Consider the following 22546-nt stretch of genomic DNA (forward strand, 5'->3'; position numbering starts at 1 on the left):
AGATGTGTATAAGAGACCGACATAAGGGAGCTACATAAGGGAGCTACATAGGGCGCGTACCGCCCTTTGCGGCCGCTGCGCAGCCGAGCGGGAGCAAGCTCCCTCGCCACAGGGAGAGGAGCCAGGTGTATGGGCGTCGCACTGTGCTTTTTTTTGTGGCGAGGGAGCTTGCTCCCGCTGGCCTGCGCAGCAGGCCTGACCTGGTCACTGATACCTCTGAGTCTGCCGCGCGCAACGCGTTGCCGGGGCTATACTGCGCCGCCGCGCTCAAGGGCGGACTCTTTTTCAGGCAGAGGCGTCGCCGATGATCGTGTTACTCGACAGGCCATTTCCAGAGACCTCGCTGGCGCAAAGTGCCGAGCTCGACCTGCGCAATATCGGGCCCAAGGTCTGGCCCCAGGTGCTGGCGCACTGCCGCGCGCAAAAGCTGCGGCTCTACCACCTGACCCTGGCCTCCCTGCAAGGGCTTGAGCGGCTGGTCGACACCCGCGAGCTGGAGCTGGAGTGGGCGACGAAAATCGACGACATGACGCCGCTGTGGCAATTGACCCGCTTGCAGAGCCTGTCGATTGTTGACGTTCCCCGGCTGCATGAACTTGCAGGCATCGAGGCCTTGCAGCAGCTGACCCGATTGCACCTGTCGGGCAGCCAGGGGGCGTCTGGCAACCCGATGCGCCTGGTCTCCCTTGAACCCCTTGTGGGGTTGCCCGGGCTCAGCGAGCTGTCGTTGGTCAATGCCAGGATCGATGACGATGATATCCGCGTGCTGGCACGCTGCACCGGCCTGCGCCGGCTCAAGCTGTCGAACCAGTTCGAGCGGGCTCAGGTGGCCTTTGTTGCCGGCCGGCTGAATTCACAATTGGCGGAGCCGCTGACGGCCTGTATCGAGACCCGTGTTCCCTGCAAGAAATGCGCTGCGCCGACCTCGTTGTTCAGCGGGCGGCGAATGCCGTTTCTGTGTCCTGATTGCGACCGCAAACGCTTCGAGAAATTGACCGGGGAGTTTGATCAGCTGGTGCGTGAGGCGCAGGGGTAGCCGCGGCCGATGGGGTTGGGTTGGGGGATGTTGGGAGTTTGCGGATGGTTTTCGGCGGCTGTGCTGGCCAGCGCAGCCTGCGGCAGCGGCTACAGTGGCCCGCGTGCATGCCGGGGGGCGTCGGACTCCCCTCGGCAGTGGCGACCGGTGTGGGTTAGAAGTCCACGGTGGCGGAGAGTTCGAAGGTCCGCGGCGCTCCCAGGCCGAGGCTGGAGGTCAGGGGCATGCCCCAATAGGCCTTGTTGGTGACGTTGGTGACGTTGCCGCGCAAGGTCAGCGGACGGCTGGCCAGCTGGGTGGCGTAGCGAGTACCCAGGTCATAGACGGTGTAGCCCGGCACCGACAGCGAGTTGTCGGCGCTGATGTACTGCCTGGAGATGGCGGTGGCATTGGCGGTCAGCGTCAAGCCCTGTACCAGCGGCGTGTCCCACTCCACGCCCAGTTTGCCCTGCAGTTTTGGCGTGCCCGTTGCGGTCTTGCCCGCGTTGACTCCACCGGCCGTCTTGGTGACCTTGGGATCGACATGGGCCACGCCCCCCATCAAGCGCACATCGGTCAGCGGCGAGCCGAAGAACCCCCATTCCACCCCTCGGTTGCGCTGCTCGCCGCCAAAGGAAAACACGTTGGTCACCGGGTCGGTGTAGCTGCTCGGGCGTTCGATCTGATACAGGCTGAGGGTGTGGGTGAACTCGCCAAGGTCCAGCTTGATGCCGACTTCCTTCTGCTTGGATTTGTAGGGGGCAAACACGTCCCCGGCATTGGCTGCGGTCGCCGGCGCGGTGGCGCCTTTGCTCAGGCCCTCGATGTAGTTGGTATAGAGCGAGACATGGTCCGTGACCTTGACCACCAGCGCTGCCGCGGGGGTGGTCGCGTTCTCGTCATAGCGCCCGGTGCGGGCGCCGGTGGTCACGCTGAAGGTATCGCTGAGCACTTCCTGGCGGCGCACGCCCAGGGTCAATTGCACGCGGTCATCGAGGATCGATAGGGTGTCAGCCAGGCCGTAGCTGGTCAGTTGGGTTTCCGTATGGCTGATGATCGGCCAGCTCTCGCCTGCGGCAGGGCCCCAGGTCGGGTGATAGATATTGGTGACCCAGTTCGCCCCCGGGACCGATCGGCGGCCGTAGTCTTTTTGGGTGTCTGCGTAACGCGTGGTGTTCAGTACCCATTGATGCTTGACCGGGCCGGTTTGCAATTCGCCCTTGAACCCTGCCTCCCCGGAGGTCTTTTCGATGTTCATCTTCAACTGGCCCATGGTCGACTGGTAGTCGCCTGCGGCGTTGAGTACCTGGGACGACATGGCGCCGCTGTAGCGGTAGCGGGTCTTGCTGGCGCCGAAGGCGGCATAGCCCAGCAGGTGCTCGCTGATTTCATATTCGCCACGCAGGATCGCGCCCTGGTCCTTGGTTTCGACAAACGCCCAGTCCGGGTTCAACAGGGTGTCTGCCTTGGGCGGCTTGGGCACCGCCACCCCCGGGGCCAGGCTCAGGCCGCGATTCTGGCCACGCACGCGGTCTTCGCTGTTGTAGAGATCAGCAGACAGGCGCGCCCGCTCGCCACGCCAATCCAGGCCCAGGGAGGTCAGCTGGGCCTTCTGTTCCTGATGCCGGGTCGCCGTGTCGCCATCCCGATAGACGTTGTTGAAGCGAACACCGAACTGCTGGTTCTCGCCAAAACGCCGGCCCAGGTCCAGGTGCCCGCCGTATTGCGCATCGGACATGTAAGTGGTGGTCAGGCGGGTCAGCGGTTCGCTGCCCGCGCGCTTGGGCACCAGGTTGACGGTGCCGCCCACCGAACCGCCGGGGGGCATGCCATTGAGCAGGGCGGACGGGCCTTTCAGAACCTCGATGCGCTCGTACATTTCCGGCGAAATCCGGTAGTAGGGCGCCACGCCGAACAGGCCGTCGATCGTCACGTCGCTGATGCTGCTGGCGAAGCCGCGTATGGAGTAGTTCTCGCTGTAGGTGCCTTTCAGGCCGTTGCTGAACACTGCGGGATCGGTGGCGGCAATCACCTGGGTGAGGTCTTTGGCCTGCCGGTCGTTGATGAATTTTTCCGTGTAGCTGATGGTGCTGAACGGCGTTTCCATGAAGTCCTTGTTACCCAGCAGGCCAATGCGGCTGCCATACGCCACCTGCTCGCCGGCATACGCGGCCGGCAGGTCATCGAGCACCGCGGTTTCCCCTTGCACCATGGTTGCAGGCAGCACGGCCACGGCATGTTCTGCGCTGCCGGCCGAGGCCAACCGGTAACTGCCGTTGGCCTCGGGCTCGACCCACAAGCCGTGTCCGCGCAGCAACTCGCTGAAGCCAGCGTCCACGCTGTAGCTGCCGGACAGCCCCTGGCTGTGCTTGCCCAGTAGCAGGCCGGGGTCGGCCGCCAGCTTGACCCCCGCCGCCGCGGCGTAGGTATTCAATACCTGCCCCAGCGGGCCGGCCGGCACGTCGAAGCGGCTGAGGGCTGCCTGCGCCCGGCCAGTGTCTTGCGCCACGGCTGCCGGGACGGTCAGGGCCAGGGTCAGCCCGAGGAGGGCGATCTGCACCGCGGCAGAGCTGCCCTTGAGCGCAAAGGCTGAACGAGGAGGCGCGATGGAAGGGTGGCAGTGGGTCATGCTGGGGCTCCATAAAATTGAGTAGGGGCAAATCTAAATAAACAAGGTAGGGCGAATGAGAATCAGTAAATGACAGGGCGCAACACTGGCGCTGCCCACTCAGTCAGTCCTGATAGCCCTTGATCACGTCGTCGATCACCAGCTTCAGGGAAGTCGGGCTTGCGGCGGTGACGTACCAGGCCTGGGCGTCGACGAACACCACGCGCCCGTTCTTCCAGGCCTGGGTCTGGCGCAGCAGCGGGTTGCCCATGCTCTGGGCATTCAGGGGCGGGCGGCCCTCCATCACGGCCGTGCGATCCACCACGTAAATGATGTCGGGGTTGGCCTGCTGGATGAACTCGCTGGAAATGGGCTGGCCATGCAGGCCGGTCTCGGCGGTCGAGCTCGCCGGCTTCACGCCCAGGGCGGTGAACACGAAGCCGTAGCGCGATTGCACACCGAAGGAACTGAAGGCGCCGTTGTTATGCAGCACCACCAGTGCGCGCTCGGGACGGTCCTGGGTGATGCGCCTGGCTTCTTCGACCCTGACCTGCAACTGCGCGGCTTTTTGCCGGGCGAGGTCCGGCTTGCCGAAGATCTGCCCGAGGGTCATCAGGTGATCCTTGATGACCTCGATATGCTGGTTCGCGCTATCGCGGTAGTCGACGTCGAAATGCAGCGTCGGCGCGATCTGGCTCAGTTCCTGGTAGTGGTTGGCCTGGAGCGAGGTGATCAGGATCAGGTCTGGCCTGGCGCCATGCACTCGCTCCAGGTTGGGCTGCACGATCGAGCCCGTGTCCTCGACCTGCGGGTCGTTCTGGTAGCGGCTGAGGAAGTGCGGGACGAAATCCTTGGGCATGCCGACGATAGCGACGCCCAACTGGTCGAGAAAATCCACTTCATTCATGTCGAGGGCGATGGCCCGTTGCGGAAGCTGGCTGATCACTGTCGTGCCCAGCTTGTGCTGCACCGTGACGGGCGTGAACCCAGTCTGCTCTGTGGCGCTGCTAGCGGCGTGTGACGGTGCGGCGGATTGCGGGTCGCACCCTGGCGCCACGACCGCCGTGGTCAGCAGCAGGGCCAGTGCCCAGGGCCGGTTTATGTGATTGAGGGTCATTTCAGTGCTCTCGATGGGTTGAAGTAGTTGCACAGGTAGCCGCGCTCGTCATGGCTGATGGCAAAGTCCAGCCCGTACAGCTCCTGCATCCGGGGCTGGGTGACGACCTCGGCAACGCTGCCGGTGCAATGCACGGCGCCGTTCTTCATGGCGACGATATGGTCGGAATAGTTGGCGGCGAAGTTGATGTCATGCACCACCAGGATCACCGTGCGCCCCTGTTCGTCGCACAGCCGGCGCAGCGCGCCCATGATCTGCACCGCGTGCTTGATATCGAGGTTGTTCAGCGGCTCGTCGAGCAGCAGGTAATCGGTCTGCTGGGCGATGGCCATGGCCAGAAATGCCATCTGCCGTTGGCCGCCGCTGAGTTCATCGAGGTAGGCATGGCGCAGGGGCTCCAGGGACAGGAATGCGAGCGCTGCATCGATCGCCTGCTGATCCTCTTGGGTCAGTGCCCCGCGGCTGTAGGGGAAGCGCCCGAATGCCACCAGTTCATCGACCGTCAGCCGCAGATTGAAGTCCGGCGACTGGCGCAAGGTGGCAACGCGCCGTGCGTAGGCGCCGATGGGAATGTCTGAAACCCTTTGCCCGTCGAGGCGGATTTCACCCCGGGTCGGTTCCATCAACCGGGCGATCATCATCAACAGCGTGGTCTTGCCTGCGCCGTTGGGGCCGATCAGCGAGGTCAGGCGCCGGCTCGGGAACTGCGTGTCGACGGCGCGCAGCACGTTCTTGGCACCATAGGCTTTGTGAAGGTCGTGGACGGTGATCATGGGGCTCCTCGGGTACGGACCATCAGCGCGAGGAAATACCCGCCACACACCAGGTTGACCAGAATGCCGACGGTGGTTTTGTAGTTGAAAACATGCTCGACCAGCAGTTGGGCGGCGATGAAGATGCCTATGGCAATCGCGGTGCCCAGGGGCAGGGTGACCCGATGCCGGGACGTGCGCGCCAGGGCGTAGGTAGTGTTGGCCACGAACAGCCCCATAAAGGCCGTGGGGCCGAGCAGGCTGGTGGAAATCGCGACCAGTGTCGCGATCAGCGCGAGTTGCAGGCGAACCGTGCGCCGGTAATCGACCCCCAGGGAAATGGCCTGGTCGCGGCCCAGGGAGAGCACGTCGAGGGTCGGCAGGGTCCTGCGGGCTGCCAGGCACAGCGCCGTGACCACCAGCCCCGCATAGAGCAACTGCTGGGGCTGCGCCTTGTTGAAAGAGGCCTGGCTGAACCCCAGAAGCACCGAAAACTCGCCGGGGCTGATCCTGACCTGGATGAACTGGGTCAAGGTGCCGAGCACCATGGTCAGCACCAGTCCCACCAACAGCAGGAAGAACACGTTGTTCCTGCCGTCGCGGAACAGCCAGCGATGGATCGCCCACGAGTAGGCGAGCATCAGCAGCACCGAGAGCAGGAAGTTGCCGTTGGCGCCGAGCAGCACCAGGCTGGAGGTGCCCATCAGCAGAACCAGCAAGGCTTGCAGCAGCAGGTAGACCGCCTCGTAGCCCATGATCGCCGGGGTCAGTATGCGGTTGCCGGTCAGGGTCTGGAACACGATCGCGGACCAGGCGATGCACACGCCTGCGACACCGATGGTCCCCAGCCGGACCAGGCGTTTGGGGATCACATAATCGAAGTCCAGGCCTGAGCGCAGCAGCACAAACGTCAGCGCCAGGGCGATGACCAGGATCCAGACCCCGTACCCGCTTGCCAGGCGCCTCATTTGTTCCTCCAGATGATCAGCGCGAGGAACAGCACGCCGCCCACGCCGCCTGCGGTCAGGCCGATGGGCACTTCGAACGGATAGATCACCAGCCGCCCCAGGATGTCGCAGGCCAGCAGCAGCGAGGCGCCGCCCAGGGCGACGATGGGCAGGGTGCGGCTCAGGTTTTCGCCGTAGCGCAGCGCTACCAGGTTGGGGATCACCAGCCCGACAAAGGGGATCGCGCCCACGGTAATCACTGTGGCCGATACGGTAATCGCCACCAGCATCAGGCCCAGCGCGGCCGTTGCCCCATAGTTCAGGCCCAGGCTGGTGGCCATGCTCTCGCCCATGCCAAGCACGGTGAAACGCTGGGCATAGAGGTAGGAGAGGGCGACGATCGGCAGAATCAGGTAGATGATTTCGTAGTTGCCCTGGACCACCTTGGAAAAATCACCCAGCAACCAGCCCTGCATGCTTTGCAGGATGTTGTGGCGATAGGCGTAGAACTCGGCGATGGCGCTCAAGACCCCGCCGTACATGAGGCCGATCACCGGGACCAGCACCGTGCTCTTGAACCGGATGCGGCGGATGAGCGCGACAAAGATCAGGCTCGCACCGAAGCAGAACACCAAAGCGAATAACATCCGCCCCAGGGTGCCGGTTGCGGGCGCTACGGACAGCGAGACGAGGATGCCCAGCTTGGCTGCATCCAGCCCGCCGGTGGTGCCCGGCTCAACGAACTTGTTGCGCACAATGTGCTGCACAATCACCCCGCAGACCGACAACCCGACCCCCGTCAGCACCAGCGCTGCCAGGCGTGGCAGGCGGCTGGCGGTCAGCGTCAGCCAGGCATCGCCCGACAGCGACAACAGTTGGCTCCAGGCCACCTGCCGCGCGCCGACCAGCAACGACACAAGGCACAGAAGGGCGAACAGCCCCAGCCAGCGTGCACGCATCAACGGGACTCGCTGCCGGTGGCGCTCGCGATGCGCCAGCCCCGGGCAGCCCGGCGCTGCTCCAGGAACTGCGCGTAGCGGCCGCCGCTGGCGCGCAGGGATGCCGGCGAGCCCTGTTCGACGAGACGGCCCTCATCCAGCACCAGGACCTGGTCGGCCATCGCCACCGTGGACAGCTGGTGGGCAATCACGATCAACGTGCGTCGCCCCCGCAGCCGGGCCAGGGTCTGGGTAATGACGGCCTGATTCTCCGCATCCAGGGCGGCGGTGGCTTCGTCCACCAGCAGGATCGGCGCGTCCTTGATCAGCGCACGGGCAATGGCGATGCGCTGGCGTTCGCCACCCGACAAGCGTGCACCGCCTTCTCCGACCGGGGTGTCGATGCCCTGCGCCAGGCGCTCGATGATCTCGCTGACGCCGGCCTGTTGCGCTACTTGCAGAATTTCGGCGGCGCTGGCATCGGGTTTGCCGATGCGGATGTTGTCGGCAATGCTGCCTTGAAACAGGTAGCTGTCCTGGAAGATCTGGCTGATCTGGCCGGCCAGTTGCGCGCTGGACATCTGCCGCACATCCACGCCGCCGATCAGCACGCTGCCCTGGCTGACATCGAAGAAGCGCGCAATCAGGCGCACCAGTGTGGTCTTGCCGGAACCGGACGCGCCGACCAGCGCGACCATGTCGCCCGCGGCGATGCTCAGGCTCAGGTCGCTGAGGACATCGGGTTGTTCCGGCCCATAGCGGAAACTCACCTGGCGCAACGTTATCGAGGCATCGGCCGGGGCCTGCGGCTGCTCCGGCTCGGGCAAGGGCCGGACCGCGAGGATTTCGTACACCGCATCGAGCTGGCCGTGGGCGCCACGCAGGATCTCGCCATAGCTGGCCACGTCCAGCAGCGGATCGATGTAACGGCACACCAGCAACAGGGCCGTGACCACGCCCAGCACCGAGCCGGTTTCCAGGCCGCCGCTCAGGCTGGCGTTGAGCCACAGCGCGGCGGCCACCAGCAAGGCGGCAAAGGTGGCCTGGACGAACCAGGTATTGAGCACCGCCGACAACGAAGATTGCAGGATCAGGCGCAGTGCGGACTGCCGTTGCTGATCGATGGCCTGCTCCAGCAAGTGGGTACTGCCGCCCCCGCCATTGAATGCACGCAACACCGACTGGGCCTGGGCGAACTCGACCATGCGCTGGCTGGCGTCGGCGAAGTGCTGCTGGTAGACCGCGTCGGCCCGCCGGCCCAGGCGGGCGGTGAACAGAAACGCGCCGGCGAGCAGCGGCAGCGCCGCCAACGCGATCAGGCCCATGGGCCAGTGCAGGGCGAACAGGGCCGCCACCATCACCAGCGGGGTCACGATGCCGCTGATCACCGGGGTCAGCACATGGGCCGGCAGTTGGGCCACGGCCATCATGCCGTGGGTGATCACATGGCTGAGCCGGGCCGTGTTCTGCGACGTGAACCAACCGACCGGCAGGCCCGCAACGTGGTCGCCGATGCGCTGTCGAGCGCCCCGCAGGACCGCGACCCCGACCGCGACCCCGGCCTTTTCCAGTGTGCGGCGCCAGGCCCAGCAGGCGAGCATGCCGGCCAGCAGCACACTCAGCCACAGCGTCGCGCCGCGCACATTGCCGGCCAGCAAGTCGCCAATCACCGGCACCAGGGTGAGGATGGTCAGCCCGCTGAGCACACCGTAAGCCACGGCCAGCACCAGGTAGCGCCGAAAGACCGGCGCCTCGTCGCCCAGCAGCTGCATGAAGTTCTTCAGCATGACGGCACCGCCTGTTCTTTGGCCTGGTCATGGCCGCCCAGGGCCCACAGTCGGGCATAGGTTCCCCCGCGAGCGAGCAATGTGGCGTGGTTGCCTTGCTCCTGCACCTGGCCGTTCTCGAGCACGATGATCTGGTCGGCGTACATCACGCTGTCCAGGCGGTGAGCGATGACCAACAGGGTGCGGCCCGCGGCGAAGCGCGACAGCGCGTCCTGGATCGCCACTTCATTTTCGGCATCGGCGGCGGCCGTGGCTTCGTCGAGCACCAGCACCGGCGGATCGAGCAGCACGGCACGGGCAATGCTCACCCGTTGCTGTTCGCCGCCGGAGAGCTGGGCGTCCTCGCCAATCACCGAGTCGTAGCCACGAGGCAGGCGCACAATGCGCTGGTGGATGTTGGCCATGCGCGCGGCGTCTTCGATTTCCTGCTGGCTGGCCGAGGGCCGGCCCAGGGCAATGTTGTCGCGCACGCTGGCATGAATCAGGCGCACCTCCTGCAGCACGAAACCCAGGTGCTGGTACAGGTTTGTCGACTCGATATGCCGCAGGTCCACGCCGCCCAGGGTGATGCGCCCCTCGCTCGGGTCGAAGAAGCGCAGCAGCAGGCGAGCCAGGGTCGATTTGCCAGCGCCCGAGGGGCCCACGATGGCGGTGGTGGTGCCCGGTTCAAGGGTGAAGCTGATGCCCGAGAGCACCTTGTGCCCGCTGGCGTAGCCATAGCCGACCTGCTCCAGGCGGATCTCGCTGCCAGCCGGCACCTGGCGTTGCGCCGCCGTCGGTTGTTCGAGCACCGGGGTCTGCAACAACTGCTGTACGCGCTGCGCTGCACCCGTCGCCTGATTCAGGTCGTGGGTGATGTAGTGCAGCAACAGCAGCGGGGCGCAGAGACCTGGCGTGACCAGGGCGAACGGCAGCACATCCAGCGGGGCGATCCAGCCCTGGCTGACGAACAGCGTGCCGCAGATCAGCACCACGCCGAGCACCGCCACCGGAGCGATCATGGCGTTGGCGTTGGCCATCGAGGCGACCAGCGGGCGGGTGAAACCAATGAAGGTCTGAGCGAAGGCGTCTATGGCCTCGCGGTAGCCGCGGTGTGCCTGGCCACTGGCGCCAAAGGACTTGACCACCGGGATGCCATGGGTGAACTCGACCACGGCGTTATCGATGCGGCCCATCGCCGTGACGAATTCATCCATGTTCGCGCCGCTGGCTTTCATGGCCCTGGCGAAGAACAGGAAGTACGCGGGGAACGGCAGGATCGAGACGATGGCCATGGAGTAGTCCATCGCGAACAGGTAGATCACCGAAATCAGAATGGCGCCGACGGCGCGGCCGGCAGTGGTAAAGAAATGCGCGGTCAGGCTGTGCAGGGTGTTGATGTCGTCCTGCATTGCCTGCTTGACCTCGCCCGAGGCCCGGCTGGTGAACCAGCCCAGGGGCACTTGGCTCAGGCGCTGGGTGATCGCCAGGCGCAGGTGGTGGGTGAGGCGGTTGTCAGCCAGGTGGGCGAGCATTTCGGCGCAGGCCAGCAGCGCCATTCCGACGAACAGGCTCGCCACGCTGATTGTCACCACCCACCACACCTCGCTGGCGCTGACGGCAACGTCACCGAGGACGATTCTGGCGAGCTGGGCAATGCCGGCCAGCGGCACCAGGGCGAGCATCGCGCCGCCGGCTGCCAGCGTTGCCGCCACTGCCAATTGGCCACGGATCGGGCGCAGTACTTGACTGATCGGGCCGGGCACCTTGGGTGCGGCGCAGGCCGTGTCGTTAGTTTCCATGAGGAGGCGAGGTCCAGAAATTCAGGAGGATGAAAAAGCGCGTTCGCACTGCCTTGTGCCTGGCCTTGGCGAGTCGTTGCCGCGCTGCCGTGTTCCAGGAACAGGGCAGGGACTGGGTGCTGGATTCGCGTGAAACAGCCTTGAAAATCAACGCGGTAATTAGTTGCATGACTATAAACTAATTTGCGGAATCTAGACAAGACGGCTACAACACTGCAGTCCCCGCACTAGGAATCAGCATGAAACCGCCACAACCACCCGCAACACGCGGGCGTCCTCGCACCATCACCCGGGAACGGATCGTCGACGCCGGTATCAAGATGGGCTTGCCGAGCATCACCTTCGTGGGTGTCAGCGCCGCGCTCGGGGTCAGCCATATGGCGCTCTACAAGCACGTGGCGAACCTTGAGGCACTGAAGAGCATGGTCGCCGAGGAGATTTTCAGCCGTTGGCAGATCCCCCAGGCCAGCGGCAAGGAGCCTGGCGGCCTGCGCGAGTACCTGAGTCTGTTCGTCACTTCGACTCGCGAGTTCGTCAAGGCTCACCCCGGGCTGACCCCCTACGTGATCCGCAGGCTGGCGGCGACGCAGCCGATGCTTGCCAAGATCGACGGGCATCAGAGCCATATCGCCCAGGCCTATGGCATTTCAAAGGAGCAGGCGCGCTGGTTGCTGGCGACTGTGGCCTTCCACTGCATCGCCGTGTCCGACACGGTGTATTCGGTCACGGGCCGGGAGCCGGTGGTGAACGCGGACCGTGCGGTGGAAGAGGCCGAAATGGAGCTGGAGCTGGCTCAGGGCATGCAGGCGCTGATTGTCGGCGCGCTGGCCATGCTGGAAGAGGGGATTGATGGCGTCGGCGCTGAGGGCCAGGTCACGACATAGGTTGCGGCTGCGATCGCCACTGCCGCTCGACTCCGGCCACGGCTACAGGGGGTAGCCGCGGCGGCTGGCTCTTATGCAGGCCGCACAGTCGACAGCTCCAACTGCTCGACCACTTCCCCGGTGAAAAAATCCACGACCTCGGCCAGATGGGTCAACAGATGATCGCCAAACCAGTCGGCGGCGAGCCGGGCGGGTGGGCCTTTCTGGCGCACGACGGTGTTTTCGATCCGGCCGCTGTCGGCCGCGATGATGATGTCTTCGCCCCAGCGCGAGTGTGGCGTTGACGAGATCGGCACGCATAAATGGCTGCCGGATTCGTTGAACAGGATCGTCCCCGAGCCCAACTGGCCGTATTCCCCCAGGTCCCGGGACCACAGCGTGGCGCCCGTGCGGTCGCAGCAGAGCAGCCGATTGCTGTCGGTCGTGACAAACAGGGACTGGCCGTCCCGGGAAAACCGCAGGCTCTTGCTCTTGGCCTCCAGCGCCAGCGTCAGCTTGTCGACTTCGCCACTGGCGCAGTCCACCGCCAGCAGGCTGTTGCGCGTACGCTCGTCGGGCACCCACAGCCTGCCTTGCAAGGGGTCGATGCAGCCGTAGCGCGCGTCCACATCTCGGGCGATAGGCTCACTGCAAGTTCCGTTGTCGAGGTCGATCACCACCGGGCGTTTTTTGCCATTGAAAGTGCTGGTCAGCGCGTAGCGGCCACTGGGGTCGAACCGGCACCAGAACGACAGGAACTGTTGGGTCTCATGCAGCGCCGCACCGTCCTCCAGAAAACTCAGGCGAGAGCGACTGGCGCCCCGCACCACCTGCCAGTCAGCCCCTTGCAGGGCCATGCGCCGACCATCGCGCGCCACATCCCACACCCTGTCATCCGGCTGGGCACCCAGCGGTTGGGTCAGCGCCCCCGTGTCCGGATGGTATTGGGTCAGGCACGGGACCTTGGCGGTGTCGCTCTTGTCAAAAAACACCAGGCGGCGCGGAACATCGACGTACATGAAAACCCCAAAAGCCAGCGAACAAGGAGCGGCAGGATAAAGGCTGGGAGGAGGGGTGGAAAGTGACGTCTGGTGTGGCACACCTCCGGGCTGGGCGGATCCTGCATCGACGTTGCATACTCCGGCCTTTTGCATGGCGGATCCTTGCATCGATGATTATTACTTTGAGCGACGCCGACCTTGATGACGTGATGCGCGCCGCCATCGAAGAAGGCTCCGGCCTCGACCTGAACCCTATTGCTCAGCGCCTGCAGGTCGATCGGCGCGACCTGTTGAACCAGGTCGCGCTGGCCGTGGCCCGAAGGTTTACCTCCAACAGTCGGGATTTCGAGTTCTGCGATGAGGTCATGAACGGGTTGATTGGCGCGATTGTCGACCTGTCCCTGGACGCGCAAATGCCTGAGCCGGCGTTTTCCATCTATCAGGCGTTTGATGCCGGGGAATATTGCCACCGCGGCGATCCTCGGGAGGTGTGCCCCTGGGAGAAATACACGCGGCCGGAGCTGGAGCGGATTTTAGCGGCGGTGAAGTAGCTGCTGCTGGAGGCTGCGCTGATCATAAAATCCAGCGCAATTGTTCCAGGTGTACTTCCAGCGCCCATGAGGGCCAGCCCAGCCTCGTGCCTTGGCAGCGGCTACAGCCGGGCAAATTGTTGTTTGACCCGGCGCGCGCGTCTGGGCAAGGATCCGCAACCCCTCTCACAACCCAGGCGCTCGATTTTGAATCACAAACAACTGCTGGCTTATCTTCCCCGTGATCTGGTCGATCCCATCGTGCATGACGTTTCGCGACTTACCGCCTGGGAGATGCTGGGCCCGGAAAAAGACCTTCATGAGGCGCTCGCGGCGCGGGTGATCGGGCCGCTGTTGTTGCGTTGGAATTGTGTGTTGAACGCCTCCGGGGAGGTTGCCACCGATCATTACAAGGACCTGATATGCCTGGCCCTGGCGGTGGTGCTGCACCGTCATGGGTTCAAGGACGACGGCTTGACCCACGGTGCGTTGCGGGCGGTCGACCGGCTCAACGACCAGGTGGTGCTGAGCGACGCTTTTTATCGCCAGCGCGAGGCGGTCAAGGCCTTGCTCGTTTCGCCGCCGACCGCGCTGAGCCGGCGCCCGGCAAGGACCAAGGACCAGACGTTCTGGAGGGCCGGTGATGCCGCGTCGGTGCAGATCGGCGAGTGGTTCTACGGGATTTACGTCCTGGAGATCCTCGGCAATCACGAAGCGCCCATTGTCGAGATTTATGATTTTGCCTCGCGCCAGCGCCCCGCCCCGGCGGACCTCCTGCAGTGCCGGGCCAAGGGCCAGCGTTACAACGATGGCCAGCAGCGTATCTCGCGCCATGCGGCCTACGGCCTGCGGGATCTGCCTGACCGCGCGAATCAGTTCCAGATCATCGCCAGCGGCGTCGCGGCGCCCGGCACCGATCATTTGCAACCCTCGGTCGGCCTGTTCGCGGTCAGCGATCACTTCCGGCTGTTGCGGGATATCCAGGCGCTGTTTGCCCAGGCCTGACCTCGCGGGCAAGGCGCCAGGAGCAGGGCGCGCATAGAGCAAGATCGTACAAGCCATCCCGGTCCGGATTAACTACTGTCTGTTCATGTTCAAAAAAGGAAGATCAGGAACATGACGCGCAAAATATTCTGGGACGAGCCTTACCGGACGATGCTGGACACCGTCGTCACCCAAGTGAACGGCGAGCAGGTGCAGGTCGAGGCGACGATATTTTTCGCCTTCTCCGGCGGCCAGGAAAGCGATCACGGCTCATTGGCCGGTTACCCGGTGATCAAGGCCGAAAAGCTCGGCCTGGAGATCGTCTACACCTTGGCGCACGACCACTCGCTCAAGGTCGGGGATCCGGTCGCATGGCGCATTGATTGGGCCAGGCGCTATCGGCTGATGCGTCTGCACTTCGCCGCGGAAATGGTCCTGCAACTGGTCTATCAACTGCGCCCGGGCATTGAGCGGATCGGTGCGCATATCGCCCAGGACAAGGCCCGGATCGATTTCGCCAGCGATGTCAGCCTTGCCGGCTGGTTCCCCGAGATCGAAGAGGCGGCGAACGAGCTGATCGCCCGTGACCTGCCCATCGTCACCGACTTCAGCGATGTCCAGGCCCAGCGCAGGTATTGGCAGGTGGAGGGGTTTGCCCGGATGGCCTGTGGCGGCACCCACCCCCGTTCAACCCGCGAGATTGGCCAGGTGAAACTCAAGCGCAAGAATACCGGCCGGGGCAAGGAGCGGATTGAGATCCTGTTGCTGGACGATCTGTCTGTTGAAACCCTTGCGGGTGAGTCTTCTGGTTAATCCGGGTGGGGGCTTGGCACCTCGGTCCGCTAGCCGCGGGTGCCAGGCTCGGCTTGCCTATGGATGCGGGCCATAAGAACCCACACTTCCCCCGCCTGTATCTCTCGCGCCTATTCTGGCCAGCATCTGAACGCGGCCTGAGCCTGCGGCGACTACAGGCTCTCTTGCTCTTTTTCTTGATTTTTTTCAGCGCCTGCCCGGGCTTTTGCCGTGGGCGGTTGGGCGGCGCTTTTTTGTGAATGAAGCTTTTGTGACAAAAGTTCGGTAGCACCGGGTCGCACAGGTCTTGGCTATGTAACGCGCTTGAGGGGGCCCAGAGGGCTTTTTTCGGGGCGAGGCGGGATGCCAGGAGTGAGGCGATGGGGACTATGGAACGTTACTCGAAAGTGGGCATGCAGGAGCTGGATCAGCGGCTGTCGAAGATTGTCGAGGCCGCGCGCAAGAAGCCGGTGTCGGTGTATCGCTACGGCGCGCCGTGGGTCTGGATTGTGTCCCAGGATGACTGGCAGGGGGCCTTGAAGGAGGTGTCCAGCTACATCCCGCCGGGGCATTCGCTGGTGCTGCTGCGCCCGCAGATCGATGACTTGCTGGCCGAGCACCGTGACCTGCTGCAAAGCCTGAACGCCGAGCCGGGCATGCTGATCGCGCCGCAGACGGTGTTGCAGATTTTGTTGCTGCAACTGCTGTATTCGGTGCCCAGCGAGCAGCAGTTGTACGAGCAGCTCAATTACAACCTGCTGTTCCGCTGGTTTGTCGGCCTGGACCTGAATCAGAAGGTCTGGAGTTTCAACGCCCTCAGCCGCGACATCGCCACCTTGCTCAACAACCCGCGAGCGGTGCAACTGATCCAGAAAATCATCGGTGAAGTGTTCTGCGGCGCCTTGCTGCAAATGCCGGAGTTCTCCCTGAATTTCGCCTTGCTGCACACCTGGCTGTCGCGCCACGCCCACACATCGACATCGAACAATTGAAGGGGCCAAACGCTGTGCAGACAGCGACGGCCGGTTCCGGGCGACCGGGCAATTTCGGCAATCTAGGGGGCGGTGTGGAGCATCTGTTCAAGTCAAAGCGGCCGGCGGCGGGCGGGCGCGGCCTGGTGCTGTGCGGCTGGCTGGCGCTGGGGGCGCTGGTGCCGACGGCCCAGGCCGACGAGGCACCTGTGGGGCAGGGCGCGGAACCGGCGCCACGGCTGGTGGACGTCAACGAGTACTTTGTGCGCGGCAACACGGTGCTCGATGCCCGGGCCATCGAGGAGGCGGTGTACCCGTTTCTCGGCCCGCAAAAGGCCTTGAGCGATATCGAAGGCGCGCGCGATGCCTTGCAGAAGGTCTACCAGGCCCAGGGCTATCAGTCGGTGTTTGTCGAGCTGCCGGAGCAGAAGGTCGATGACGGTATCGTCTACCTGCAAGTCAGCGAGACCAAGGTCGGCCGGGTGCGTGTGGTCGGCGCCAAGCACTATTCGCCGGTGGAGATCCGCGACGAGGTGCCGGCGCTGCAAGAAGGCCAGGTGCCGGATTTCGCCCGGGTGCAGACCCAGCTCGCCGGCCTCAACCGCAGCGCCGGGCGCCAGGTCACGCCGCTGGTGCGTGAAGGCCAGCGCCCGGGAACCATGGACGTCGACCTGCAGGTGGAGGACCAGAATCCGTGGCACGCCAGCCTTGGCCTGAACAACGACTACAGCGCCGACACCGAGAAGCTGCGCAGCGTCGCCACCCTGGGCTACGACAACCTCTGGCAACTGGGGCACAGCATTTCCCTGACCTACTTCACCGCGCCCCAGGACAGCGCCAACGCCAAGGTCTGGTCGGGCTCCTACAGCGCGCCCTTGAGCGAGCGCTGGAGCCTGCAGTTCTCCGGCTATCAGTCCGACAGCAACATCGCCACCATCGGCGGCAGCAACGTGCTGGGCAAGGGCCATTCCTATGGCGTGTCGGCGATCTACAGCCTGCCGGCCGCCGGCAACTGGGCCAACTCGTTGTCCGTGGGGGTGGATTTCAAGGACTTCGACGAGCAGATGCGTTTCGGTTCCAGCAGCGACCAGATTCCCCTCAAGTACGCGCCGCTGACCTTTGGCTACAACGGCTACCGCTACAGCGAAACATCGCAACTGGGGCTGGGCCTGAACCTGATCGTCGGCACCCGCAGCTTTTTCGGCTACGGCAGCGATGCGGAGGAGTTCCAGTACAAGCGCGACGCCGCGAGCCCGAGCTTTGCCGTGCTCAAGGGCGACCTGAACTTCACCTACACCTTCGCCAGCGACTGGCAGTCGGCGTCCAAGGCCGGCTTCCAACTGGCCTCCGGACCGCTGGTGTCCAACGAGCAGTATTCCGCCGGTGGCGCCACCTCGGTGCGCGGCTACCTGGCCGCTGAGCGCACGGGGGATGAGGGCTACCTGCTGTCCCAGGAGCTGCGTACGCCGTCCCTGGCCAGGTTTCTCGGCAGCTATGTGCAGGAGTGGCGCTTCTACGCCTTCGCCGAAGGCGCACACCTGTCCCTGCATGACCCGCTGCCCGAACAGGAAGACGAGTACAGCCTGGCCAGTGTCGGCCTCGGCACCCGCGCCAGTTTGAGCAAGTGGCTGTCCGGCAGCCTCGACTGGGGCTACCCGCTCAAAGACGGCCCCAACACCCAGAAATACGACCCGCGCCTGCACTTCAGTGTGCAGGCGACGTTCTGACTTTTACGGAGAACCCATCACATGCAACGCTTATTTCTGAGCCTGTTGATCTGCCTGGGCTTCGTGCTCCCGGCCACGGCCCATGCCTGGTGGCAGGATGACTGGCATTACCGCAAGCAGATTTCGGTCGACACCACGCCCCAGGGCGCGGCGATCAACGAGGCCCTGGGCCGTACCGCGCTGCTGGTACGCCTGCACACCGGCAACTTCACCTTTGACGGGGTCAAGGAAGACGGCGCCGACCTGCGCTTTGTCGCGGCCGATGACAAGACCGTACTCAACCACCAGATCGAAAGCTTCGACCCGCTGATGGGCATGGCCCTGATCTGGGTCGATGTGCCCAAGGTCGAAGGCGGCCAGCGCCAGGACATCTGGATGTACTACGGCAACCAGAAGGCCCCGGCCACCGCCAATGGCCAACTGACCTTCGATCCGAACTACAGCGCGATCTACCACTTCGACGGCGCCAACGGCACGCCGGCCAAGGACACCACCGCCTACGGCAACACGGCGCAGAACGCCACGGGCGCCAGCATCGACGGGGTGATCGGCCGCGCCTTGCAGTTCAGCGGCCAGCCGCTGCTGTTGCCGGCCAGCCCGTCGCTGCAACACAGCGCAGGTGGCGCCTTTACCTTCAGCAGCTGGCTGCGCCTGGACCAGGCCAGCGGCGAGCAAGTGCTGCTGGCCCGCCGCGACGGCGCCCACAGCCTGTTGCTGGGCTTGAACCAGGGCACGCCGTTCGTGGAGGTCGACGGCCAGCGCGCTGTTTCGACCCAGCCGCTGAACCCCGGTCAATGGCAACACCTGGCCTTTACTGCCCAGGGCGAGCGGGTTGCGCTCTACCTCAACGGCCGCGAAACCGCGAGCCTGGCCCTGGCGCTGCCGGCGTTCAATTCGCCCCTGGCCATCGGCGCCGACCTGCCGGACGCCGCCAGCACCCACCTGCCATTCACCGGGGCCCTGGACGAACTGCGCCTGTCCAAGGTCTCGCGTCCGGCCGCCTTGCTCCTGGCCGACGCCAGCGCCCAAGGCGCCGAGTCGAAGCTGGTGGCCTATGGCGTCGATGAAGAGCAGTCGGGTTTCGGTTTCGGCAGCCTGGGCTTTCTGCTCAACGCGGTGCCGGTGGACGCCTGGGTGATCATCCTGGTGCTGGCGGGGATGATGATCCAGTCCTGGATAATCATGCTGCGCAAGAACCGTATGGTCAGCCGGGTCAGCAGTGCCAATGAAGTCTTTCGCGAGCAGTTCGCGCAGATCGGCACGCGCCTGGAAATGTTCGCCGACGACCCGCAACTGGCCGAGCGCCTGACCCATTCCTCGCTGTGGCGCCTGTACCTGGTGGCGGTCAAGGAGATCCGCACCCGGCGGGCCCAGGGCGCCGACACGTCGTCGGTCTCGGCGGCCACCATCGAGGCCATCCGCTGCTCCATGGACGGGGTGCGCACCCGGGAAAACCAGCAGCTCAGCGCCAAGCTGTCGACCCTGTCCAACGCCATCGCCGGCGGACCCTATATCGGCCTCTTGGGCACGGTGCTGGGGATCATGGTGGTGTTCCTCGGCACGGCCATGGCCGGTGACGTCAACATCAACGCCATCGCCCCGGGCATGGCCGCGGCCCTGCTGGCCACCGCCATGGGCCTGTTCGTCGCGATCCCGGCGCTGTTTGGCTACAACCGCCTGATCACCCGCAACCGCGAGGTCAGCGCCGACATGCGGGTGTTCGTCGACGAGTTCATCACCCGCCTGGCGGAGATGCACGGCGAGAGCCAGCACAGCGAAAACGCCCATTGGCGGGTCAGCCATCCCAACGCTTCCGTACCGGCCTGAGGAGAACCGCCATGGCTTCCGTGAACGCCTCCCATGACGACGAAGAAGACGCCGCCGTCGACAGCATCAACATCACGCCCCTGGTGGACGTGCTGATGGTGGTGCTGGTGATGTTTATCCTCACCGCCACCGCCCAGGTCTCGGGGATCCAGATCCACCTGCCCAAGGCCAGCGCCTCGGTGTCGTTGTCCGAGGCCAAGACCAAGGCGATTTCGGTGAACGACGGCGGCCAGGTGTTCCTCGACGCCTACCCGGTGACCCTGGCCGAGCTGGAAGAGCGCCTGCGCATCGAGAAGGCCCAGAGCCCGGACTTTCCGGTGATTGTCCGCGGCGATGCCACGGTGCAGTACCAGAAGGTGATCGAGGTGCTCGACCTGCTGCGGCGCCTGGAGCTGTCCCAGGTCGGGCTGGTCACCGGCAAACCGAGCCAGGGCTGAGCCATGACCGCACAACAACCTATCCAGCTGCCACCGGTGCGGCACACGCCGCGCGCCGCGCGCCTGTTGAAGTGGGGCGCCGGCCTGCTGCTGGGCGCGGTGGCGGCCTGGCTGCTCTGGCAATGGGCCAATGACATGAGCGGCGTGCGCCGTGAAGCGCCCAAGGTGCCGACCATCATTCCCTTGCCGCCGCCACCCCCACCGCCTCCGGAAAAGCCGAAGGAGCCTGAGCCCCAGGTCGAGGAAAAAGTCCCCGAACCCGAGCCGACACCAGAGCCGGAACAGGTCAAGCCCGAGGAAGAGGCACCGCCCAACCCGGCCCAGGACCTGGCCAACCCGATGCAGATCGACGGCGATGCCCAGTCCGGCAACGACGGTTTCAACATCGGCGCCGGCAAGGGCGGCGGCATGGCCGGTTCCGGTGGGGGCGGCCTGGGCACCGGGACGTTCAAGCAGTACCTGGCGGCGACCTTCCAGCGCCTGCTGCGCGAAGACCCGGAGCTGCGCAAGAAGGCCTACGCAGTACAGGCGGACCTGTGGTTGAGCGCCGATGGCCAGGTCACCCGGGCCGAGCTGGTGCAGTCCAGTGGCGACCCGCAGACCGATGCCCAGGTGCTGGCGGCGTTGCGCGCCACGCCGCGGCTCAAGGAACGCACGCCGGCCTCGCTGACCCTGCCGGTGCGCCTGTCCCTCAAGGGCCGGCGTCCGGATTGATCGAACCCTATTTGCAGTTTTCTACAGGAGTTGTGTGCAGATGATTTCCCACGTGAATCGATTGACCCTGGCGGTCGGCATGGTCATTGCGACCCTGGTCGGCCAGGCGACGGCCGCTCCGGCTGCGCCTTCGGAAAACGCCACGATCAACCTGATCCGCCTGCTGGTGCAGCAGGGCGTGCTCAAGCAGGAACAGGCCGACGGGCTGATTGCCCAGGCTGAAAGCGAAGCCCGCCAGGCCCGTCAGGCGAGCAATGCGACGGCGGTGGCGGCCGGCCCCGCCACCGCCCCGGGGGATGTGCGGGTGCAGTACGTACCGGCGGCGGTGCGCGACCAGATCCGCGATCAGGTCAAGGCCGAGGTCATGGCCACCGCCAAGCAGGAAAACTGGGCACAGCCCAACACCTTCCCCGACTGGGTGTCGCGCATCAGCTTCGACGGCGACATTCGCCTGCGGGACGAGTCGCGCTACTACTCGGGCAACAACAGCAATGAAATCGTCGATTACGCCAAGCTCAACGACACGGGCCCCTACGACGTCAACAAAGACACCAACACCAAGCTGCCACCCTTGCTCAACACCCGCGAAGATCGGGAAAACCTGTTCCGCCTGCGTGCACGGTTGGGCATGAAAGCGCTGATTTCACCGGAGTGGACCGCCGGCGTGCGGATCGGCACCGGTTCCGACAACAACCCGGTATCCACCACCCAGACCCTGGGCGGCGGCTTTGGCAAGAAGGACATCTGGCTCGACCAGGGCTACCTGACCTGGAAGGCTACCCAGGACCTGACCCTGACCGGCGGGCGGATCGCCAACCCGTTTTTCTCCACCGACATGATGTATTCCAACGACCTCAACTTCGACGGCGTGGCGGCGATCTTCAATCACACGCTCAACAGTGATTGGGGGCTGTTCGGCACCCTGGGCGCGTTCCCGGTCGAGTACAGCTCCGACACCGCCAGCAGCAACGGCCTGGACAAGGAAGACAGCGACAACAAATGGCTGTTCGGCGGGCAGATCGGCGCCAACTGGCGGATCAATCGTGGCAACAGCCTCAAAGGCGCGTTGGCCTACTACCGCTTCGACGACATCGAAGGCCAGCGCTCCAGCCCTTGCGCACCCTGGGCCGGGCAGCCGGCGTGTGACAGTGACGGCTCGCGGGTGGCCTTCATGCAGAAGGGCAACAGCGTGTTCCTGCTGCGCGATATCAGCCCCAACCCGGCCACGCCCGGCCTGACCCCGCAGCCGCAGTACGTCGGCCTGGCGTCCAAGTTCGACGTGCTCGACCTGAACCTGGTGTGGGATGCCGAGTTGCCGGACGACCTCAAGCTGCGCAGCCAGACCAACTTCATTCACAACCTGGCCTACGACAAGGGCGAGATGCTCAAGCGCAGCGAGGGCGAAATCGTCAACAACATCAACCGCAATGGCCAGTTTGAAAGCGGCGCCAACGCGCTGATGGTGCAGTTCACCCTGGGCAGCGCGCTGGAGATGAAAAAGGCCGGCGACTGGAACCTGCTGGCTGGCTACAAGTACATCCAGCCCGACGCCTTGCCGGACGGCTTCAACGACTCGTCGTTTCACCTGGGCGGCACCAACGCCAAGGGTTATTTCATTGGCGGCAACTACGGCATCGACAAGAACATCTACGCCAGCGCCCGTTGGCTGAGCGCTTCAGAGGTGTATGGCGCGCCGTTTGAAGTCGACGTCATGCAGCTGGAAATCAACACGCGCTTCTGACGCGCAGGGAGACG

The 22546-nt window shown here is 64.6% G+C and carries 19 protein-coding genes; 11 read left to right on the plus strand and 8 right to left on the minus strand.

Going from position 1 to position 22546, the window contains the following annotated elements:
• Window positions 1-304: 304 nt before the first annotated feature.
• Complete coding sequence (locus tag MF4836_RS22170) at window positions 305-1036, plus strand: hypothetical protein (protein WP_078472062.1); 732 nt, start codon at window positions 305-307, stop codon at window positions 1034-1036.
• A 154-nt stretch (window positions 1037-1190) separates the two neighbouring features.
• On the opposite strand, the gene MF4836_RS22175 is transcribed toward MF4836_RS22170, so the two are convergent.
• From MF4836_RS22175 to MF4836_RS22205, 7 genes are all read right to left on the minus strand, one after another.
• Window positions 1191-3644 (minus strand): TonB-dependent receptor, encoded by a 2454-nt coding sequence (locus MF4836_RS22175; RefSeq protein WP_078472063.1) that lies wholly within the window; start codon window positions 3642-3644, stop codon window positions 1191-1193.
• A 103-nt stretch (window positions 3645-3747) separates the two neighbouring features.
• A complete protein-coding gene (locus tag MF4836_RS22180; protein WP_078472064.1) occupies window positions 3748-4740 on the minus strand; it encodes a siderophore ABC transporter substrate-binding protein in 993 nt (330 codons plus the stop codon).
• A complete protein-coding gene (locus MF4836_RS22185) occupies window positions 4737-5513 on the minus strand; it encodes an iron ABC transporter ATP-binding protein (protein WP_078472065.1) in 777 nt (258 codons plus the stop codon). The genes MF4836_RS22180 and MF4836_RS22185 overlap by 4 nt, the downstream gene beginning before the upstream one ends.
• On the minus strand, window positions 5510-6460 hold the full coding sequence (locus MF4836_RS22190) for an iron chelate uptake ABC transporter family permease subunit (protein WP_078472066.1): 951 nt from the start codon (window positions 6458-6460) through the stop codon (window positions 5510-5512). Before MF4836_RS22190 ends, MF4836_RS22185 begins: the two co-directional genes overlap by 4 nt.
• Window positions 6457-7398 carry an ABC transporter permease gene (locus MF4836_RS22195; protein ID WP_078472067.1) on the minus strand — a complete coding sequence of 314 codons (942 nt, stop codon included), beginning with the start codon at window positions 7396-7398 and terminating at the stop codon, window positions 6457-6459. Before MF4836_RS22195 ends, MF4836_RS22190 begins: the two co-directional genes overlap by 4 nt.
• The gene (locus MF4836_RS22200; RefSeq protein WP_078472068.1) at window positions 7398-9164 is read right to left on the minus strand and encodes an ABC transporter ATP-binding protein; all 1767 of its coding nucleotides are present in this window, start codon (window positions 9162-9164) and stop codon (window positions 7398-7400) included. Before MF4836_RS22200 ends, MF4836_RS22195 begins: the two co-directional genes overlap by 1 nt.
• Window positions 9158-10945 carry an ABC transporter ATP-binding protein gene (locus MF4836_RS22205; RefSeq protein ID WP_078472069.1) on the minus strand — a complete coding sequence of 596 codons (1788 nt, stop codon included), beginning with the start codon at window positions 10943-10945 and terminating at the stop codon, window positions 9158-9160. Before MF4836_RS22205 ends, MF4836_RS22200 begins: the two co-directional genes overlap by 7 nt.
• Before the next feature lie 239 nt (window positions 10946-11184).
• Here MF4836_RS22205 and MF4836_RS22210 point away from each other — a divergent pair, with 239 nt between their 5' ends.
• Entirely contained in the window at window positions 11185-11829 is a 645-nt protein-coding gene (locus MF4836_RS22210; RefSeq protein ID WP_078472070.1) for a TetR/AcrR family transcriptional regulator, read from the plus strand.
• A 71-nt stretch (window positions 11830-11900) separates the two neighbouring features.
• On the opposite strand, the gene MF4836_RS22215 is transcribed toward MF4836_RS22210, so the two are convergent.
• Window positions 11901-12827, minus strand: coding sequence for a YncE family protein (locus MF4836_RS22215; protein ID WP_078472071.1), 927 nt, complete (start codon window positions 12825-12827; stop codon window positions 11901-11903).
• 164 nt (window positions 12828-12991) lie between these two features.
• On the opposite strand from MF4836_RS22215, the gene MF4836_RS22220 reads away from it, so the two are divergent.
• The 9 genes from MF4836_RS22220 to MF4836_RS22260 all read left to right on the plus strand — a co-directional run bounded on the left by MF4836_RS22220 (window position 12992) and on the right by MF4836_RS22260 (window position 22532).
• Window positions 12992-13360, plus strand: a complete 369-nt coding sequence (locus MF4836_RS22220; RefSeq protein WP_238596173.1) for a hypothetical protein — start codon at window positions 12992-12994, stop codon at window positions 13358-13360.
• Between the two features lie 186 nt (window positions 13361-13546).
• The gene (locus tag MF4836_RS22225) at window positions 13547-14344 is read left to right on the plus strand and encodes a hypothetical protein (protein ID WP_078472073.1); all 798 of its coding nucleotides are present in this window, start codon (window positions 13547-13549) and stop codon (window positions 14342-14344) included.
• Window positions 14345-14455: 111 nt separating this feature from the next.
• Window positions 14456-15136 carry an alanyl-tRNA editing protein gene (locus MF4836_RS22230; protein ID WP_078472074.1) on the plus strand — a complete coding sequence of 227 codons (681 nt, stop codon included), beginning with the start codon at window positions 14456-14458 and terminating at the stop codon, window positions 15134-15136.
• A gap of 359 nt (window positions 15137-15495) precedes the next feature.
• Window positions 15496-16107 carry a transposase gene (locus MF4836_RS36190; protein WP_078472075.1) on the plus strand — a complete coding sequence of 204 codons (612 nt, stop codon included), beginning with the start codon at window positions 15496-15498 and terminating at the stop codon, window positions 16105-16107.
• 74 nt (window positions 16108-16181) lie between these two features.
• Window positions 16182-17813, plus strand: a complete 1632-nt coding sequence (locus tag MF4836_RS22240; RefSeq protein WP_078472076.1) for a ShlB/FhaC/HecB family hemolysin secretion/activation protein — start codon at window positions 16182-16184, stop codon at window positions 17811-17813.
• A 21-nt stretch (window positions 17814-17834) separates the two neighbouring features.
• The gene (locus MF4836_RS22245) at window positions 17835-19640 is read left to right on the plus strand and encodes a DUF2341 domain-containing protein (protein WP_078472077.1); all 1806 of its coding nucleotides are present in this window, start codon (window positions 17835-17837) and stop codon (window positions 19638-19640) included.
• A gap of 11 nt (window positions 19641-19651) precedes the next feature.
• Entirely contained in the window at window positions 19652-20077 is a 426-nt protein-coding gene (locus MF4836_RS22250; RefSeq protein ID WP_020294495.1) for an ExbD/TolR family protein, read from the plus strand.
• A 3-nt stretch (window positions 20078-20080) separates the two neighbouring features.
• The gene (locus MF4836_RS22255; protein WP_078472078.1) at window positions 20081-20791 is read left to right on the plus strand and encodes an energy transducer TonB family protein; all 711 of its coding nucleotides are present in this window, start codon (window positions 20081-20083) and stop codon (window positions 20789-20791) included.
• Window positions 20792-20831: 40 nt separating this feature from the next.
• Window positions 20832-22532: a putative porin gene (locus MF4836_RS22260; protein ID WP_078472079.1), complete on the plus strand. Its 1701-nt coding sequence runs from the start codon at window positions 20832-20834 to the stop codon at window positions 22530-22532.
• The last annotated feature ends 14 nt before the right edge of the window (window positions 22533-22546 follow it).

Source organism: Pseudomonas sp. MF4836 (assembly GCF_002018875.1).
GTDB lineage: Bacteria > Pseudomonadota > Gammaproteobacteria > Pseudomonadales > Pseudomonadaceae > Aquipseudomonas.

What these genes read in the sequence shown, in the direction of transcription:
- MF4836_RS22170 (WP_078472062.1), top strand. Translation starts at nt 305, where the DNA reads ATGATCGTGTTACTCGACAGGCCATTTCCAGAGACCTCGCTGGCGCAA.
- MF4836_RS22175 (WP_078472063.1), bottom strand. Translation starts at nt 3,644, where the DNA reads ATGACCCACTGCCACCCTTCCATCGCGCCTCCTCGTTCAGCCTTTGCG.
- MF4836_RS22180 (WP_078472064.1), bottom strand. Translation starts at nt 4,740, where the DNA reads ATGACCCTCAATCACATAAACCGGCCCTGGGCACTGGCCCTGCTGCTG.
- MF4836_RS22185 (WP_078472065.1), bottom strand. Translation starts at nt 5,513, where the DNA reads ATGATCACCGTCCACGACCTTCACAAAGCCTATGGTGCCAAGAACGTG.
- MF4836_RS22190 (WP_078472066.1), bottom strand. Translation starts at nt 6,460, where the DNA reads ATGAGGCGCCTGGCAAGCGGGTACGGGGTCTGGATCCTGGTCATCGCC.
- MF4836_RS22195 (WP_078472067.1), bottom strand. Translation starts at nt 7,398, where the DNA reads ATGCGTGCACGCTGGCTGGGGCTGTTCGCCCTTCTGTGCCTTGTGTCG.
- MF4836_RS22200 (WP_078472068.1), bottom strand. Translation starts at nt 9,164, where the DNA reads ATGCTGAAGAACTTCATGCAGCTGCTGGGCGACGAGGCGCCGGTCTTT.
- MF4836_RS22205 (WP_078472069.1), bottom strand. Translation starts at nt 10,945, where the DNA reads ATGGAAACTAACGACACGGCCTGCGCCGCACCCAAGGTGCCCGGCCCG.
- MF4836_RS22210 (WP_078472070.1), top strand. Translation starts at nt 11,185, where the DNA reads ATGAAACCGCCACAACCACCCGCAACACGCGGGCGTCCTCGCACCATC.
- MF4836_RS22215 (WP_078472071.1), bottom strand. Translation starts at nt 12,827, where the DNA reads ATGTACGTCGATGTTCCGCGCCGCCTGGTGTTTTTTGACAAGAGCGAC.
- MF4836_RS22230 (WP_078472074.1), top strand. Translation starts at nt 14,456, where the DNA reads ATGACGCGCAAAATATTCTGGGACGAGCCTTACCGGACGATGCTGGAC.
- MF4836_RS36190 (WP_078472075.1), top strand. Translation starts at nt 15,496, where the DNA reads ATGGGGACTATGGAACGTTACTCGAAAGTGGGCATGCAGGAGCTGGAT.
- MF4836_RS22245 (WP_078472077.1), top strand. Translation starts at nt 17,835, where the DNA reads ATGCAACGCTTATTTCTGAGCCTGTTGATCTGCCTGGGCTTCGTGCTC.
- MF4836_RS22250 (WP_020294495.1), top strand. Translation starts at nt 19,652, where the DNA reads ATGGCTTCCGTGAACGCCTCCCATGACGACGAAGAAGACGCCGCCGTC.
- MF4836_RS22255 (WP_078472078.1), top strand. Translation starts at nt 20,081, where the DNA reads ATGACCGCACAACAACCTATCCAGCTGCCACCGGTGCGGCACACGCCG.
- MF4836_RS22260 (WP_078472079.1), top strand. Translation starts at nt 20,832, where the DNA reads ATGATTTCCCACGTGAATCGATTGACCCTGGCGGTCGGCATGGTCATT.